Below are 15,985 nucleotides of genomic sequence, written 5' to 3'. Positions count from 1 at the left end.
GGTTACATCCGCGAGACCGTCATGGGGCGGGTCCGGGGGTGTTCCGGTGTTGGATTTCAGCAAGGCGGGGTGGCTCACTCCGCTCCTCAATGAAGCGGTCGCCGCTCATATGGGCACGCCCGCTTCGGAGGAGACCGCCTTGCCTCTGGGCTCGGGCCGCGCTCGGGCCCGGGCGTACCTGCGGCGGACCCTTCGCGCCAGTGGGCTCCTGTACGGCACCCCGGCGGACCCTCCCGAGTCCCTGGAGGCGGGGCCGGAGACGGAGTTCCAGGCCCGGGCGTTGGAGGAGCAGCTCTTCCACGCGGTGCTTCGCACGCTGGCGACGTTGGCGTTGGAGCTGGCGCGGCAGGTGGGGGCGCCGACCGGGCCTCGAGGCGAGCAGCTGCTGGTCCTCTTCTCGGTGTTGTCCGGGGAGCTGGAGCTGGCGTCGACGCTGGCCGAGCAGCTCACGGCGGGCAAGCCGGTGACGAAGCGACAGACGGCGAAGGTGGAGGCGGCGCTGCGCAAGCGCGAGCCCACGCTGGCTGGTGACCCGGTGTATGGGTTGGTGTTGCACAACGGCGCGCAGTACGCGGATGCGCAGTTGTTCTGTCGGCAGGCGATTGACTACTTCGCCAGCGGGCGGTTGTTGAAGGAGCAGGTGCGGCGGCGCTCTGACTTCGCGGCGAAGCAGAAGGCGCTGCTGGTGGACGTGCTGACGGGGCTGGCGTGCGTGGACCGGCAGCCGAGCACTCCCGCGCGTCGGGCCATCCTCAAGCAGGTGGAGGATTTGAAGCTGTCGGCGGCGATGGCGTCCGAGCTGAAGGCGGCGGTGAAGCAGTCCTTCGAGCGACGGCGCTCCGTGCGGGACGTGGTGCGCCAGGTTCGCAGCGTGGACATGCGACACTTCCTGCTGGAGCAGACGTTGCTGGCGGCGCTGGTGGATGGGCGGCGCACGCGGCGGGAGCGGGCCTTCATCGACGAGCTGGCGGACGCGCTGCATGTGCCGAAGGAGGAGCTGCGGCGGCTGGAGCTGGAGATGGCGGAGTTCTACGCGCGCCACCGCTCCATCGTCGACGTGTTCACCGTGAGGGACGCGGCGAGCGCCATGGGCGACGACATGGTCGCGGGCATGCAGGAGACGCTGGAGAAGAACTTCTACCGGCTGATGCAGGAGGTCCGTGAGACGGGGGACCTGGCGGTGCTGGTGACGAAGCTGGCGCGGCGGCAGAAGCTGACGGAGGACGAGCGGCACCGCATGCGTGCGCAGCTCATCGACGTGGCCAAGGCGATTCCCGCGCTCGCCATCTTCGCGGCGCCTGGGGGATTCCTGCTGCTGGCCGCGCTCGCGAAGCTGTTGCCGTTCAGCCTGTTGCCCAGCTCGTTCCAGGACGAGGCGCCCGTGCCATTCCCGGACGACGCGGAGGACTACGGGCCGGAGCGCGAGGCGGGGTAGGGGACAGCGCAAGCCATGGGCCTGGCCTCTACGTCAGCGCTCCTCGCCTTTCTCGGGCATCCGCCGACAGAGCACATCGTCGTCGTCCTTGATGTACCCGAGCAGGAACTCCTCCAGGGTCCCCAGCGGAAACCGGGGATCGTCGCCGCTCCTGGTGCCCAGGACGAGGGACACGTATCCCTTCCAAGGCCCTGATACCCACAGCGCGTACCACCACGATTGATGAAGGTAGTCGACGAAGATGACCGACGCCTCCGTGGCGTTGCAGCCGTACCCGGCGTCCCGCAGCACGTCGGCGGTCGCGCGAAGTTCCTCGGGCAACCAGAAACGAAACCCCCGGGAATCCTCATCCGTTGGAAGCCCGGCGATGCGGAGGAACGCCTCGTATTCTTCCGGAAGTGCGCCAGGAAGCGACCGCCAGGCGTCCATGACTTCCTTCATCACGACCGGCTGGACGTTGAGGTGGTGCTCCAGCCAGTGCTGTCGAACCTGCGTCGCGATTTCCGTTATTGCGGCCATGGCTCAGTCATTCGATTCATCAACCGCATCCTGGGCAGCAGTTGATCGTTCTTCGACATCGAACACCCTGACATCACATTGGGGGTGCCCGCGGAAGCGAGGGACTCTAGCCCTCACGGGCCTTGCGCCGGTACTCGCCGGGAGGCACTCCCATCTCCCGCCGGAAAGCCCGGTTGAAGGCGAACTCGGACTCGTAACCCACGCGGCCCGCGATGGCCGCGAGCCCGTCCTGTCCCTCACGCAGCGCGTGCGCGGCCTCCTGCATCCGAAGCCGCGTGAGGTACTCATGAGGCGCTACGCCCACTTCGCTCGCGAACCGCCGCGCGAGGGTCGCCCTTGAAGTCCCCGAGCGCCGCGCCAGCTCGCTCACGGTCCAACTCCTCCCCGGCTCCGCATGCATCCAGCCCAGGGCGCTGGCGAGTGTCCGGTCGCCGAGCGCCCCCAACCAGCCCGCGCCTCCTGGTGGCTGCGCGTCCGCCCAGGCACGAAGCACCTGCACCAGGAGGATGTCGAGCAACCGGGAGACGATGACCGAGGCGCCCCGCTCTCCCCGCGCGTACTCCCGTTCGAGCAGCGACACCGTGGGCAACAGGGCCCGCGCGTCCTCGGAAGCCCCTCGCAGGTGGACCCGCTCGGGGAGCAGCCGCAACACGGGATGCGCCCCCGGCTCGTCGAACGCGAAGAATCCACAGAGCACCCGCGACTCCACACCGGCCCCACCCAGCACATACTCGGAAGCCCCTTCTCCTCGTGTCGCCAGCCAATCTTCCACCCTCACCTTGGGGCTGCGGGGCGAGTCCGCCATGGCATGCCCGTCGCCGCGCGGCAGCAGCACGACATCACCAGGCCCCAGCGCGATGGTGTCCCGGCCCTGCGTGAGGTGACAGGAGCCCGCGATGACCAGGTGAATGGTCGCCGACGCCGTGGGCGCAAAGCGCAGCCCCCAGGGGGCCCGCGCCACGGTGCGGCAGTAGAGCTGCCCTCGCAGACGGGTTCGCTCGAGAATCTGCCCCAGCAGGTCGGAAGCATGCGAGAGGTCCATGCCCTCGAGGCTAGCAGCGGGCTGTCTCCAGCGCTCGCGCCATGAGCGTTTCAGACAAAAGGTTGAGCCGTCCGAGAATGGCTCCTCCGAGGCCAGCACGTCACATTCCCAGCCATGAACGACACCCACGCTTCAGCTGGAGGCCTCATGAACCCGAATCCCTCACGGTTGCCCTGGAAGCTCACGTCACCCACGGCCTTGTTCACCCTGCTGCTGGGCGCCTTCATGCTGTTCCTCAGCCTCAATGCCGCGCGGGACCCGGTAAGCGCGGCCAGGGGCTTCGGTCTGGCCGACTCCGGGAGCGAGGTCATCCCCTGGCTGTACGTCAAGGCGGGCAGGGACCTCGGCCTGGCACTGGCGATGTTCGCCCTGGTGGCCATCCGACAGCGACAGGCCGCGGGCGTCCTCGTCCTTGCTTGCATCGTGATGCCCACCGTGGATGCGCTGACCGTGATGCATGGCGGTGCCTCACTCGCCTTCGCGCTTGCGGTCCATGGAAGCGCGGCGGTCTACGGAGTCGTGCTGGCCGCCGCGCTGCTGCGCCCCCAGAAAGTCACCTCTTGATTCAGCAGCCAGGTGCGCGGTGGCGACGCCCTGCGATAGCCCCAACTCTTGGACTTGGTTGTGGCCGCAGCCATGGGGAAGGGGCGTGGCTCCCAGCTGGTGCGGCGGGGGCTTGGCGCCTCAGAGTCTTTCCAGTATCCAGGGTTAGGCCCTTCTCGTCGTGGGCTGCTCCCTGGGGACACTCCATGCTGCTTCGCTGGGTGGTGCCGCTGCTCCTGCTGATGCTTGGTGCCGGCTGCACGACGAGTCGTGTCGTTCGACTGGATACCGGGCACGACTCCTTCGTCATCATCCCGCGCAATGAGCCAGGCGCGGAAGTGGGAGCGGCGGAACTCGACGACGACGAGTTCGTGGAAGCCGTCGCGGAGCTGGCCCGGGATGTTCGTCCCGCCCGTAACCCCATGCAGGAGGCCCGAGACCTCTTCGGCGTGCCTTCCCGCAGCGGCGTGTACCGATACGAGCAACGCGGACAGAGACTCATTCCCCAACGTCACGAGGACGTGGACGGCCCCCACTTGTTGGAGTCCTATGCGGACGAGGAGCTGACACGCGCATATGGCCAGTGGTGCAGGCTGAAGGACCAGCCTGGTGACTGCTTGCGCCTGTTGGAGGAGGGGCCCCTGCTGGCCAGTGACGGCAAGTACACGTGGGCCTTGGCCATCGCCATGGACTCCGTGTGGGACGAGACCTCCGAGGCGTTGGACGGCATGACAGACCCCGGTGCAGTCGTGGCCGCCATCACCGCTTCCGCAACGATGTATCTCCTGCTCTGGGCGCTACCTGAGCCCGTTTCGAAGGGTGTCGCCGCGACCTTGACGACCCTCGCGATGGCATACCTGGGGGTGGACACGGTGTGGCGGTTGTTGGACGGGTGGTTGACCCTGGTGCGGATGGTGGACCAGGCAAGGACGTTCGAGCAGCTTCGCGCGACAGGCGAGGCCTACGGCGAAGTCCTTGGGGAGAATTCGGCGCGCGTCTTCGTCATGCTCGCCACGGTCGCTATTGGCAACACCGCAGGGCTGGCCTCGAAGTCAGCCGGGTTGCCGGGCTCTGCCCAGGCGGCACTCGCAGTGGAGTCTCAGGCGGGCATCCAGTTCGCATCGGTGGGGAGCGTCCGGTCCGTCGCGTTGACCACGGAGGGCTTCACCATCGCGCTTGCCCCCAACGCCTTGGCCATGGCGAGCCAGGGCATGGGCGGCGCGGGAGAGCACCACCACATCGCCACGAACAAGAACGATGTCTCCACCGCGAGAGGTGGACCCTGGACGCCGGAATTCCGAAAGCTCTTCAAGAAGGCTGGGATGGACCTGAAGGACCGCGAAAACATCGTCGAGGTCGTGGGGCACAAGGGGCCGCATCCACAGGAGTATCATGACATTGTTTTCTTGCGACTTCAGGATGCGCTGGGGAGCTGCCGCACGGTGGTTGCTTGCCGAAAGGCCCTCACGAGTGAGCTGCGCAGGCTCGCCACGGAAGCCCAGACTCCGGGAACGATACTCCACAGGCTTGTGACTCAGGGCAGGTGATGCCACTTGAGAACTCAACCATGCTGAATCCATCTCGATACTTCAGGCTCAAGCCGGAAATGCAGCGCGGGAAGTGGTCTCTGGACGAACCACTGGACAGCCAGGGTCGCGAGCTGGAGGACTTCAGGGAATTTACGTCAGGACGGCCCGCACAGGTCTCTGGCCGCCTGTCGATTCCCATCGACGAGCCTGGACGGAGGTTGGACTACAGCACCGCGGGCGCTGGCATGACTCCCGTTGTCCACGTCAGGGTGGCCACCCTCTTCGCGGAGCTGGCCCCCAATGACGTGCAACTGATACCCGTGGATATCCAGGGCTGCCCAGATGAGTACCTCATTCTCGTGGCGACACGGCTTGTCCGGTGCATCGACGACGAGGCATCGGAAGAGGTGCTGTATTGGAAGCCCGAGGATGAGCGGCCGGAGAAGCTCGGCAACTACCGAAGCGTCTACGGCATGCGGATTGACCGTTCGAAGGTGGCCGACGCCAAGGTGTTCCGCACCTGGGGATGGTCGGGAGTCCTCATCGTCTCCGAGGATATCAAAGCGGCCCTGGAGCGCGCGAAGGTCACAGGAGCAGAGTTCGAGGAAGTCTAACGGGGTTGGAGGTCTGGCCGGCCAGACTCCAACCCCGGTGTGCTGGCGCTTACGACAGCGGGCCCGCTACAGGTCGATGGTGCAGATGCACATCCCGTTGAAGCAGGTGCCGGTGGCTCCTGACAGGCTGCATTGGTGCTGGCACAAGGTGCGGCTGCAGATGCCCGGAAGCGTCGGGCCCACGGATTCAGTCGACAGCGGGCTGGCCCCCACGGTGAAGCCTCCGCCCAATCCCACCACCAGTGCAGCGCTCATCATGATTCGACGCATGTTGCCTCCCATGCGCGGAAGGTTCCGCGCGGGAGTGCTACCCGGTCGTCCAGGGACTCATTTCCAGCCGAATCCGGGCGGTCCGGGATGTTTGTCTTTTGATGTCGCGCCTCGCGCTCGGGAATGGTTGTCACGAGATGGCGGGAACGGCTGTTCACCTTGCCGTTGCCTGGGACGCGCCGAGCGCCTGTCCGCTGGCCTGCCCTGAATCAGGCGGTGAGGGTGCTGCCAGAAGCGCGGACGGGTCCCAGCTTTACCCGGCGGACCTGGGCCCTTGCGGTGGCCTGCCATGTCCGTGGGAGGCATGTCGATGCGCGTGCATCAGCGTGACGTGGAGGTGGGCGTGGGCGGACGCCTGCTCTCGGGCCGGCTCGTCGTTCCGGAGCGAGCAGCCGGGCTCGTGCTCCTCGCCGGAGACGAGGAGGTGCCACGAGTCGAGGCGGGCGGAGGCGGACTCCACGGCACCCTGCATGCGGCCGGGCTGGCCACGTTGTGGCTGGAGCTGCGCACCGCCGATGAAGAGATGGCCGAGGACTGGACGCTGCGCGAGGGCCCTCACGTGGAGCTCATCGCCCACCGGCTGGAGGTGGCTCGCGACTGGCTCCAGCGCGACGAGAGCCTCTCGTTGCTTCCCATGGGCTACCTCGGCACGGGCCTGGGGTCGGCCGCCGTGCTCGTGGCCGCCGCGCACCAGCCCGGTGGCGTGCAGGCCGTGGTGACGCTGGGCGGACGGCCCGACAAGGCCGGCGCGCTCCTCGCGGACGTGCGGGTGCCCACGTTGCTCATCGGCGCGGGCGATGACCCGGACCGGGTGGCACTGGTCCGGAGCGTGTTCGACAGACTTCCCGCCGAGACACGCAAGGGCCTCCAGCTCCTCGACGGGGCTTCGCGAGGCTTCCCCGAGCCGGTGCCACTCGCCACCGCATGGCGTCTGGCCACGGCCTGGTTTTCGGATTGCTTCCGCGCCGCCGCGGGCCCTGGCGTCCTGGAGTGGACCGGCGAGCAGGACGGCGCCGTGTGACGATGGAGACCTCCTTCGCTCCATGAACTCGTTCAGGCGTCACGTCGAGTCGTTCGTCCGACTGGAGCCCGCGCGCCCGGCTTTGGGCGCGGGCCTGCGCGCCGCGCTCGCGGTCGGTGTACCCATGGTGGTCGCCGCGACGCAGCACCTGCCCGCCGCGACGTGGGTGGGCATGGCGGCCCTCTTCGTCACGCTCGTGGACCGGGGAGGCCCCTATCGCGACCGCGCGGTCACCATGGGCGCCATGACGCTGCTGGGCGCGGTGATGGGGTTGGTCTCCGCGCTGCACTTGCCGCCGTGGGCCGCCGTGCTGCTCACGTTCTGCTGGGTGACGGCGTGCGGCTTCGCGCGCTCGTATGGAGACACGCCGGGGTTGATGGGCGTGGTGCTCGCCAACTACACGGTGGTGTCACTGGCGCTGCCCGCGCATGACTTCGCCGCGGCGCTGTCCCGCTCCGGGTTGTTCATCATGGGCGGCCTGTGGGCGATGATGCTGGCGTTGGTGTTGTGGCCGCTGCGGCCCTACCGCCCCGCGCGCTTCGCCATCGCCCGCTGCTACCGCGAGCTCGCTGACCGCGCGGAGGAGGTGGGGAGGTGGCCACTCGAAGGGCCCACCGCGCCGCCCAATCTGGTGGAGGTCGTCGACTGGGAGTCCCGCGTGCGCCAGTCGCTGGAAGAGGCCCGTGGTGTGCTTGCGTCCACTCGACGCGGGCGAGCGGGGGAGAGCGACCGGGGTGAGCACCTGCTGGTGCTGCTGGAGGGCGTGGACGCGGTGCTCGCGCTGCTGGTGGCGCTGCCGGAGACGCTGGAGGTGTCACCTCGTGAGACGCGCTACCACGCCCTGCGCGCGGAGGTGCAGCGAGCGCTCTCGGAGCTTGCGCGGGACTTGCGCCACATCGCGCGCGCCCTGGAGCAGGAGAAGGGAGAACCGGAGCCCTCCACGTGGAATGCCGAGCGTGTGCGACGCGCGCTGGCGGCGCAGGTGGCCGAGGGCGGGCTGCCTGATTCAGCGCGCGCGGCGTACTCGCATGCGGAGGCGTTGCTGGTCCGGTTGCGCGAGTACACCGAGGCGCTGCTGGAGGTGGCAAACCACCTGGAGGACGGCCGTCCCATCGAGTCGGACCTGCCCATGGGGCCGCATCCCGCCTCGCTTCGGGGGCGCCCGTTGCTGGAGCCGCTGCGCGACAACCTGAGCATCGGCTCCGTCATCTTCCGCCATGCGCTGCGGCTGGGTGTCGCCGCGGCGATTGCCACCGCGCTCGTGCAGGGGCTGGGGTTGGACCATGGCTACTGGGTCATCATCACCGTCATCGTGGTGCTTCAGCCCTATTCGGGGATGACGTTCCAGCGCGGGTTGCAGCGCGCCGGGGGGACGTTGCTGGGGAGCGCGCTGGCGGCGGGGCTCGTCGCGCTCGTTAGAGACCCGGCCGTGTTGCTGGTGGCAATCATGGTGTTCTTCGCGGTGGCCATCGCCGTGAAGCCGCTGAGCCTCTCGTTCTTCCAGGTGCTGCTCGCGCCGGCGCTGGTGCTGCTGGCGGAGATTCAGACGGGGGACTGGGAGTTGGCGGGAGTGCGCATCGCCAACACGATGATTGGCGGCGCCATCGCGCTCATCGGGGCGCGGCTGTTGTGGCCGAGTCCCGAGCGCGTGCGCTTTCCGGAGGAGGTGGCCAATGCGCTGCGCGCCGATCGGGACTACTTGCTGAGCGTGGCGTCGGCGGGTTCGGACGCGGAGCCGGAGGTGCGCGAGGCCCGGCGCAAGCTGGGCTTGCAGTTGCTATCCGCAGAGGCGTCGTTCCAACGACTGCTCACCGAGTACCGGGGCTCTTCGCGACAGCTTGAACCTGCGATGGCGATGCTCACGTATGCGCGCCGCTTCGGTTCCGCGGTGACGGCGCTGGCCGCGAGCCGCCAGTGGCATGGCCGACAGGACCTGTCACCCGTCGCGAGCTACGCGGGGAACGTGCTGGAGGACCTGGCGGTCGCGGTGGAGCACCGCCGCGTGCCATCCCCTCTGCCCAAGACGATGTCGGCGCAACAGGAGGACACGGACGTGCTGTCACGCACCCAGTTGGACCGGCTGGTGCGACAGCTCACCGTGCTCCATCACGCCACGGTGCGCGCGGCGCCCCAGTTGTCTCCGTGAGGCGCCGCCACGGGTACGCACGACTCAGGTGCGCTCGATGCGCATCAGCAGACGACGGAGGTCCTCGTTGACGCTGGCGAGCTGGGTGACGCCCTGCTCGTCCTGGAGTTGCTTGCGCAGCGTGGGCAGCGCCGTCTCTCGGACCTTCTTCGCCGCGTCCTGCGAGCCATCCAGCAGCCACCCCGTCGCGAGGATGAAGGCCAGCCGCACCTCCGTGTCGCGCTCTCCCAGCTTCGCGGCGAGCGCCGGCACATGCTCACCCGAGCCCGTGCGGCCCACTTCCAGCGCCGCGCGCTCCAGCATCGGCTTGCTCGCCTTGTCCATGCGCTTCACCCAGCAGCCCGCATCGCCCGAGCATGCCTGTCCCGCCTCCAGCAGCGCCGCATGTCCCGTCACGGTGTCCGCGCGCTTCTTGCCCAGCGCCGCCGCGTTGTCGCAGCCTTCCTCGCCCGTCGCCTTGCAGTCCGCCGCCGTGCGCGCCGGCTCCGCCGCGGCGATCTTCTGGAGCAGCGGCTGCTCGCGCGCGTCGCCCAGCATGGCCAGGCCCTTCACCGCGATTTCGCGCGAGTACCAGTCCCCCGTGCCAGCCGCCTTCTCCAGCGCGGGCAGCGCGTCGCGTCCACCCAGGCGCACCAGCGCGCGCACGTACGCGTCACGCACCGTCGGGTCCGTCTCCAACACCAGCGTGGTCAGCGGCTTCACCGCCTCCGGCGCCCGCAGCCGCCCCAGCGCGTCCGCCGCCTGCATCCGCACCAGCGACTGAATCTGCACGTCCGAATGCGAGAACGTCAGCAGCTTGAGCAGCGGCTCCACCGCGCGCTTCTCGCGCAAGTCGCCCAGCACCGTCGCCGCCTTCATGGGGTAGCTGGCCGGGTTGACGCCGTTCGTCTTCGCCCACGCGAGCAGCTCCGAGTCCCGCCCCTCCAGCGCCGGCAGCAGCGCATCCGCCGCCGGCTGCCCCAACTGGTACAGCGCGAAGCTGCTCTCCACGTAGAAGGACTTGCCCTTGCGCTCCTTCGTCAGCATCCGGATGAGCGCGGGCGCCGCGCGGCCGTCACCGATGTGGCCCAGCGCCTCGATGGCCTTCTTGTTGAGGAAGGGCTCCACGCCCTCGTCCGTGGCCAGCGCGATGAGCGGCTCCACCGCCTCCTTCGCCTTCATCGCCCCCAGGACCTGGATGGCTTCGATGCGCGCATACGTGTCCTTCGCGCGCAGCAACGGCACCAGCGCGGGCACCGCGCGCACGTCGCCAATCTCGCCGAGCGCCGTCACCATCGCCTTGTTGGCCAGCTGCGCGGACATGTCCCCCGCCGCCGGGTCGATGGCCGCGGACAGCGCCTCCACCGACGAGGCGTGGTGCACGTCGCCAATCGCCCGGGCCAGCGCCGCCTTCACCTCCGGCTTGCGCTCCTGTCCCAGCGCCTCGTGCAGCATGGGCAGGAACGTCTCGTTCACCTTCGTCTTCGTGCGCATCGCCTCGATGAGCCGGACCCTGTCTTCCGCGCGCCGCGTCTGTTGCAACGTCCCCTGCCAGTACTCGGGCGTGTTGGGGTCCGATTTGCACCCGGTGAGACAGAGGATTGCTGCGGCAACACACCACGCTGCGATGGGGCGGCTCATGCAGGCTCCTGGACGTCTGCGGGGTAGTCCTGACCGCCGTCGTAAACCTCCTGTCACGAAGGAAGCAAATCGCCCGCGTCACCTGGGGTACGCTGGTCAACGACATGTCCGACGACACTCACAATGCGTCGCGCCCGGGCTACACCCGCCGGACGTACCTGCTCGACCGGGAGTTCCAGCTCAAGTACATCCTTCTGCTGGCCGGCATGGGCGCGGGCAGCATGGGGGTGTTCGGACTGCTGGCCCACCGCCTCCACGTCTCCTCCGTGAGCGCGGGCGTGGACGGCGGGCAATCGCTCCTTTGGCTCACCGCGTTGGGCTCCGCGGGGATGGGTGTGCTGCTGGGCCTGTTCGGGCTGCTCTTCACCCACCGGGTCGCCGGCCCCGTGCACGTGATGAGCCTCTATGTCGCGGCGCTGGCCGCCGGGCGCTATCCCCGGCTGCGCCCGCTGCGGAAGAAGGATGAGCTGAAGCGCTTCTTTGACAGGTTCAGCGAGGCGGTGGATCGCATCCGCCAGCGAGAGGCCGACGAGGCATATGCCCTGGAGGTGGCGCTGGCCGCGCTCAAGCCCGTGGCCACCACTCCCGAGGCCCGCGAGGCGCTGGAGACGCTGAACCAACTGCACACGCGCAAACGTCAAGCAGTGGACAATCCCACCGGGGGCACCTTCAAGTCCGTGGCTTGAAGCGTCGCCGCAGGAGAACCGCAACACCATGAGCAGACCCCGCATCATCTTCATGGGCACGCCCGACTTCGCCGTGTCCTCGCTCGAAGCCTGCTTCGATTTGGGCGAAGTCGTGGCCGTCGTCACCCAGCCGGACAAGCCCAAGGGCCGGGGCAACACGCTGACGGCGCCGCCCGTGAAGGAGCTGGCGCTGGCGCGAGGCGTGCCCGTGTTCCAGCCCGTCAAGCTGCGCACCCCTCCGTTCGCCGAGGAGCTGCGCCGCTTCGAAGCCGACGTGTGCGTGGTGACGGCCTACGGCCGCATCCTCCCCAAGGACCTCCTCGACCTGCCCAAGAAGGGCTGCGTCAACGTGCACGGCTCGCTCCTGCCGCGCTTCCGGGGCGCCGCGCCGATTCAATGGTCGATTGCCTACGGTGACACGGAGACAGGTGTCACCCTGATGGTGATGGACGAGGGCCTGGACACCGGCCCCATGCTCGCCATGAAGCGGCTGCCCATCGGCCCGGAGGACACGAGCGCGACGATGTACCCGAAGCTCGCGGCGCTGGGCGGAGAGCTGCTGCGCGAGTCGCTGCCGGCGTACCTGAGTGGTGAGCTGAAGCCCGTGGCCCAGCCCTCCGAGGGCATGGTGCTGGCGCCCATCATCGAGAAGGACGAGGGGAAGCTGGACTTCACCCGTCCCGCCATCGCGCTGGAGCGGAGGTTGCGCGCCTTCACGCCGTGGCCCGGGGCGTTCACCACGCTGGGCGGCAAGCTGGTGAAGGTGCACCGCGTGCGCGTGGCGGAGGGTCAGGGCACGCCGGGCACGGTGCTGGCGTCGGGGCCGGAGGGGCTGGAGGTGGCGTGTGGCGAGGGCTCGCTCGTGCTGCTGGACATCCAGCCAGAGGGCAAGCGGGTGATGAAGGCGGCGGAGTTCCTCATGGGCCACAAGCTGGCCGTGGGCAGCCAACCGTTCGGCACGTAGAGGATATGTCGCGGACGGGACGCGCTTTTTCGAGTACAGGCGGATGGGCATGAGACTGCTGGTGTTGCATGGGCCGAACCTGAATCTGCTGGGTGTGCGCGACGGCACGCGTGGGTTGTCGGACCTGGATGTCGCGTTGCGCGCGCGGGCCAAGGAGCTGGGCCTGACGCTGAAAATCGTCCAGTCCAACCACGAGGGCGTGCTGCTGGACACGCTCGCCGCCGAGCGCGAGGCGGTGGAGGGCATCCTCATCAACCCCGCGAGCCTCTTCGGCTCGTACGCCCTCAAGGAAGGGCTGGAGGTGGTGGGCCTGCCCGCCATCGAAGTGCTGCTGCGTCCCCCGGCCCGTGAGTCCGTCGTCGGGGAGGCGTGTGTCCTCCAGGTGCACGGCGCCGGCGGCGGCTTCGAGCCCTACCTGGAAGCGCTGGACACCTTCGCCAGCGGCGTCTTCACGCCCGGCACCCCGGAGCCGAAGAAGTCCCTGGGCCGCAAGCAGGAGAGCGGTGCTCCAGCGGCGGCGAAGTCCTCGTCCTCCTCTTCGGGGAAGTCGATGGGCCGCAAGGGCGCCACCGAGACAGGGAGCGCGCTCGCGCGAGTCCCCGCGAAGCCGCTGGCGCTCCCGTCGGGGCAGGGCGCTTCGGGCTCCGGCAAGTCGATTGGACGCAAGCCGGCCGCCGCGAAGTCCGAGGACTCGGAGTCCTCCAAATCTGGCAAGACGCTGGGGCGCGGTTCCAAGTCGGTGGCGTCGACGACGGACCTGCTCACGCGGGTGCTGGTGCGCCAGAAGATTTCGGACCGGCTCTCCGGAAAGCTCACTGCTTCTGAGCTGTCCACCTGGGCGCGCTCGCGCTACGAGGCCATCCAAGGCGGCGCTCCCGCCGAGAATGGTCAGAGGGACTTGCTGGAAGACAGTCTCCAGCGCCTCACGCTGTCCCACCTCCCCGCGACAAGGCTCTCGGATGAGCAGCTCGTGGACCTGATGACTCGGCTCGACGAAGGATGAATCCCCGCGCACTCGCCATCCTCGTGCTGGCGCGCGTCCGAGCAACGGACGCCTATCTCAACGTGGTGCTCGACACGATGTTGTCGGAGTCACCTCCCAAGGACCCGCGTGACGCGGGGCTCGCCACGGAGCTCGCCTACGGCACCACGCGCCGGCAGCTCGCGCTGGACTACGCCATCACCCGCTTCGCCGACCGCAAGCTGGAGGCCATGGAGGACCGCGTGCTGGCGGCCCTGCGCATCGGCGCGTACCAGATATTCCACACCCGTGTGCCCGCGCGCGCCGCCGTGGCGGAGACGGTGCAGGCCCTGAAGGAAGTGGGGCTCGCCCGCGCCGCCGGCTTCACCAACGCCATCCTCCGCAAGCTCGCGGAGCTGCCCGCGCCGCCGCTGCCCTCGCCCACGGACATCGCCCACCACCTGTCCGTGCGAGAGAGTCATCCGCAGTGGCTGGTGGAGCGCTGGCTGCGCCAGTTCGGCCGCGAGCGCGCCGAGTCCATGCTGGTGGCGGACAACCAGTCCCCGCCCGTGGCGATTCGCGCCAACACGTCCAAGGTGACGCGCGACGCGTTGCTCACGCAGTTGCAGGAAGTGGGCGTGGACGCGAAGGCCGCGACGATTTCGCCCGTGGGCATCATCCTTCCGCCGGTGGGCCGCATCGAGGACGTGTACGGCTACTCGGAGGGGTTGTGGCAGGTGCAGGACGAGGCCGCCCAGCTCGTCGGCGTGTACGGCGCCATCCCCGACAACGCGCGCGTGCTCGACGTCTGCGCGGCGCCCGGCGGCAAGTCCTGTCACCAGGCGCAGTCGCACGACGTGGTCGCCGTGGACCTGCACGCCCACAAGCTGCGCAAGATTGAGTCGGAGGTGAAGCGCCTGGGCCTGACGTCGCGACTGAAGGCCTACGCGCACGACGCCACCGAGCCCTTCCCCGAAGCGTGGGGCGAGTTCCACGCGATGCTGGTGGACGCGCCGTGCTCGGGGTTGGGCACGCTGCGCAGACACCCGGAGCTGCGCTACCGCCGCAAGGAGGAGGACGTCTCCCGGCTGGCCACGCTCCAGCGGAAAATCCTGGAGAACTGCCAGGAGGCGGTGCCCGCGGGCGGACTGCTCGTCTACGCGGTGTGCACGCTGGAGCCGCAGGAGGGGCAGGACCAGGTGGAGATGTTCCTGCGCAGCCACCCGGAGTGGACGGCCGAGCCGCCCGTGCTGCCGGGCCTCAAGCTGCCGCTCACCCAGGCGTACTTGAGGACCCTGCCAGGTCCGGAGGGCTTCGACGGGTTCTTCGCCGCGCGCCTCCGGAAGATGTACTAGCGACGACTACGTATCCTCGGCGACCGGCAGGTTGGCGGCGGCCTTGAACGCCTCCAACACCGCCGCCGAGGCGCGGTCCAGGTACTTGCCCTTGCGGATGAGCAGGCCGATGGGGCGCGACACGGGCCCTTCGGCGAAGGGCTTGGCCACCAGCGAGCCGGCCTTCACCTCGCTCTGCGCCGTGGACACGGGGAGGATGGCGACGCCCAGGCCCATCTCCACCGCCCGCTTGATGGTCTCCACGTTGTCCATCTCCATCACCGGGTTGATGTCGATGTTCTTCTCGCGGAAGAGCCGGTCCAACGCCTTGCGCGTGGGCGCCTCGCGGTCGAACGCGATGAAGGGCACGCCGGACAGCGCGGTGAGGCTCACCTTCTGCTTGCTGGCGAAGGGGTGGTTGGGGGCGCAGACGATGGCGAGCTTGTCGTCGCGGAACGGGAGGATGTCCACGCCCGCGCGCGGCTGCGGATAGGCGACGATGCCAATCTCCGCCGCGCCCAGAATCACGTCGTCGTAGACCTGGTCATTGCGGCGGTAGTTCAGCCGCATGTTCACCTTGGGGTGCGCCTTGAGCAGCTGCTTCTGCACCGCGTTCAGCTCGTGCAGACCCACCGAGTAGATGGTGGACACGGTGCTGGTGCCGGCGACCTCCGTGGCCTGCTCGCGAATCTCCTGCTCCACCTCCGCGAAGCGCGCGAGAATCTCCTTGCACCCGCGGAACAGCCGCTCGCCCGCGGGCGTCGGCGTCACCTGCCGGGCGCTGCGCGACAGGAGCTTCTGCTCATAGCGGTTCTCCAGCGCGCGAATCTGCTGGCTGACCGCCGACTGAGTCACGTGGTTGAGCTGGGCCGCTCGCGAGAAGGAGCCGGTCTCCACCACGTCACAGAACATCTTCAGGGACTCGAGCTGCATGGGCCGCTCCTACTCCCAACCTAATGGTCAGGCCACTATTAATTAGCCTTCCTACGTCACTCCGCCAAATGCGCTAACCCCTCGGGTTGGCCGGCTGTCGGGCAGAGGAAGCGGGAGGGGCCTTGGGTGGCGGGGCCGCCCGGGGGCGTCAGGGTGCTTCGGGAGGGGGAAGCATCCGCCGGCGCACCAGGACGAAGAGGGCGGCGGCCAGGGCCACCAGCGCGCCGCCGAAGCGCGTCTGGAAGCGGCCCATCTCGTGGCTGGCCTGCTGGAGCAGCTCGCACTCGGGGCCGGAGAGCTGGGTGCAGTCCAGGGTGCCGAAGGTGCCCTTGAGGCCGGCGGCGAGCAGCCCGAGGCCCCCCAGGAAC

16 protein-coding genes are annotated in these 15,985 nt (G+C 68.7%); 10 read left to right on the top strand and 6 right to left on the bottom strand.

Going from position 1 to position 15,985, the window contains the following annotated elements:
- The first annotated feature begins 139 nt into the window (after nucleotides 1–139).
- Complete coding sequence (locus tag HUW62_RS37740; RefSeq protein ID WP_255203878.1) at nucleotides 140–1,435, top strand: TerB family tellurite resistance protein; 1,296 nt, start codon at nucleotides 140–142, stop codon at nucleotides 1,433–1,435.
- A gap of 33 nt (nucleotides 1,436–1,468) precedes the next feature.
- On the opposite strand, the gene HUW62_RS37735 is transcribed toward HUW62_RS37740, so the two are convergent.
- Both HUW62_RS37735 and HUW62_RS37730 read right to left on the bottom strand, forming a co-directional pair.
- Entirely contained in the window at nucleotides 1,469–1,954 is a 486-nt protein-coding gene (locus HUW62_RS37735) for a hypothetical protein (protein ID WP_176437171.1), read from the bottom strand.
- A 106-nt stretch (nucleotides 1,955–2,060) separates the two neighbouring features.
- A complete protein-coding gene (locus HUW62_RS37730) occupies nucleotides 2,061–2,996 on the bottom strand; it encodes an AraC family transcriptional regulator (protein ID WP_255203877.1) in 936 nt (311 codons plus the stop codon).
- A gap of 147 nt (nucleotides 2,997–3,143) precedes the next feature.
- On the opposite strand from HUW62_RS37730, the gene HUW62_RS37725 reads away from it, so the two are divergent.
- The 3 genes from HUW62_RS37725 to HUW62_RS37715 all read left to right on the top strand — a co-directional run bounded on the left by HUW62_RS37725 (nucleotide 3,144) and on the right by HUW62_RS37715 (nucleotide 5,682).
- Nucleotides 3,144–3,560: a DUF4267 domain-containing protein gene (locus HUW62_RS37725; protein ID WP_176437170.1), complete on the top strand. Its 417-nt coding sequence runs from the start codon at nucleotides 3,144–3,146 to the stop codon at nucleotides 3,558–3,560.
- A gap of 185 nt (nucleotides 3,561–3,745) precedes the next feature.
- Nucleotides 3,746–5,086 (top strand): AHH domain-containing protein, encoded by a 1,341-nt coding sequence (locus HUW62_RS37720; protein ID WP_176437169.1) that lies wholly within the window; start codon nucleotides 3,746–3,748, stop codon nucleotides 5,084–5,086.
- A 20-nt stretch (nucleotides 5,087–5,106) separates the two neighbouring features.
- On the top strand, nucleotides 5,107–5,682 hold the full coding sequence (locus HUW62_RS37715; protein WP_176437168.1) for a DUF1629 domain-containing protein: 576 nt from the start codon (nucleotides 5,107–5,109) through the stop codon (nucleotides 5,680–5,682).
- Between the two features lie 66 nt (nucleotides 5,683–5,748).
- On the opposite strand, the gene HUW62_RS37710 is transcribed toward HUW62_RS37715, so the two are convergent.
- Nucleotides 5,749–5,952 carry a hypothetical protein gene (locus HUW62_RS37710; RefSeq protein ID WP_176437167.1) on the bottom strand — a complete coding sequence of 68 codons (204 nt, stop codon included), beginning with the start codon at nucleotides 5,950–5,952 and terminating at the stop codon, nucleotides 5,749–5,751.
- Nucleotides 5,953–6,241: 289 nt separating this feature from the next.
- Here HUW62_RS37710 and HUW62_RS37705 point away from each other — a divergent pair, with 289 nt between their 5' ends.
- Together HUW62_RS37705 and HUW62_RS37700 are read left to right on the top strand one after the other, a co-directional pair.
- Nucleotides 6,242–6,973 carry a dienelactone hydrolase family protein gene (locus HUW62_RS37705; protein ID WP_176437166.1) on the top strand — a complete coding sequence of 244 codons (732 nt, stop codon included), beginning with the start codon at nucleotides 6,242–6,244 and terminating at the stop codon, nucleotides 6,971–6,973.
- A 22-nt stretch (nucleotides 6,974–6,995) separates the two neighbouring features.
- Nucleotides 6,996–9,119, top strand: coding sequence for an FUSC family protein (locus tag HUW62_RS37700; RefSeq protein ID WP_176437165.1), 2,124 nt, complete (start codon nucleotides 6,996–6,998; stop codon nucleotides 9,117–9,119).
- Between the two features lie 24 nt (nucleotides 9,120–9,143).
- Here HUW62_RS37700 and HUW62_RS37695 read toward each other — a convergent pair whose 3' ends face one another.
- Nucleotides 9,144–10,739, bottom strand: a complete 1,596-nt coding sequence (locus HUW62_RS37695; protein ID WP_176437164.1) for a HEAT repeat domain-containing protein — start codon at nucleotides 10,737–10,739, stop codon at nucleotides 9,144–9,146.
- Nucleotides 10,740–10,843: 104 nt separating this feature from the next.
- On the opposite strand from HUW62_RS37695, the gene HUW62_RS37690 reads away from it, so the two are divergent.
- Genes HUW62_RS37690 through rsmB form a run of 4 tightly spaced genes read left to right on the top strand, consistent with a single transcriptional unit; the run spans nucleotide 10,844 to nucleotide 14,705 of the window.
- Complete coding sequence (locus HUW62_RS37690; protein WP_176437163.1) at nucleotides 10,844–11,425, top strand: signal protein; 582 nt, start codon at nucleotides 10,844–10,846, stop codon at nucleotides 11,423–11,425.
- 28 nt (nucleotides 11,426–11,453) lie between these two features.
- Nucleotides 11,454–12,389, top strand: a complete 936-nt coding sequence (gene fmt, locus HUW62_RS37685) for a methionyl-tRNA formyltransferase (protein WP_176437162.1) — start codon at nucleotides 11,454–11,456, stop codon at nucleotides 12,387–12,389.
- A 43-nt stretch (nucleotides 12,390–12,432) separates the two neighbouring features.
- Nucleotides 12,433–13,392, top strand: a complete 960-nt coding sequence (locus tag HUW62_RS37680; protein ID WP_338041950.1) for a type II 3-dehydroquinate dehydratase — start codon at nucleotides 12,433–12,435, stop codon at nucleotides 13,390–13,392.
- Entirely contained in the window at nucleotides 13,389–14,705 is a 1,317-nt protein-coding gene (gene rsmB, locus HUW62_RS37675; protein ID WP_163868250.1) for a 16S rRNA (cytosine(967)-C(5))-methyltransferase RsmB, read from the top strand. The genes HUW62_RS37680 and rsmB overlap by 4 nt, the downstream gene beginning before the upstream one ends.
- 6 nt (nucleotides 14,706–14,711) lie before the next feature.
- Here the strand turns inward: rsmB and HUW62_RS37670 are convergent, their stop codons facing one another.
- Both HUW62_RS37670 and HUW62_RS37665 read right to left on the bottom strand, forming a co-directional pair.
- A complete protein-coding gene (locus tag HUW62_RS37670) occupies nucleotides 14,712–15,617 on the bottom strand; it encodes a LysR family transcriptional regulator (RefSeq protein ID WP_163868249.1) in 906 nt (301 codons plus the stop codon).
- 148 nt (nucleotides 15,618–15,765) lie between these two features.
- Nucleotides 15,766–15,985: hypothetical protein (locus tag HUW62_RS37665; protein WP_176437161.1), on the bottom strand; the 220-nt coding region annotated here is incomplete at its 5' end.

This window comes from Myxococcus sp. AM011, assembly GCF_013372595.1.
GTDB classification, from domain to species: Bacteria; Myxococcota; Myxococcia; order Myxococcales; family Myxococcaceae; genus Myxococcus; species Myxococcus eversor.
The sequence above is the reverse complement of the archived record's forward strand: the minus strand, read 5'-3'. Positions and strand labels throughout refer to the sequence as shown.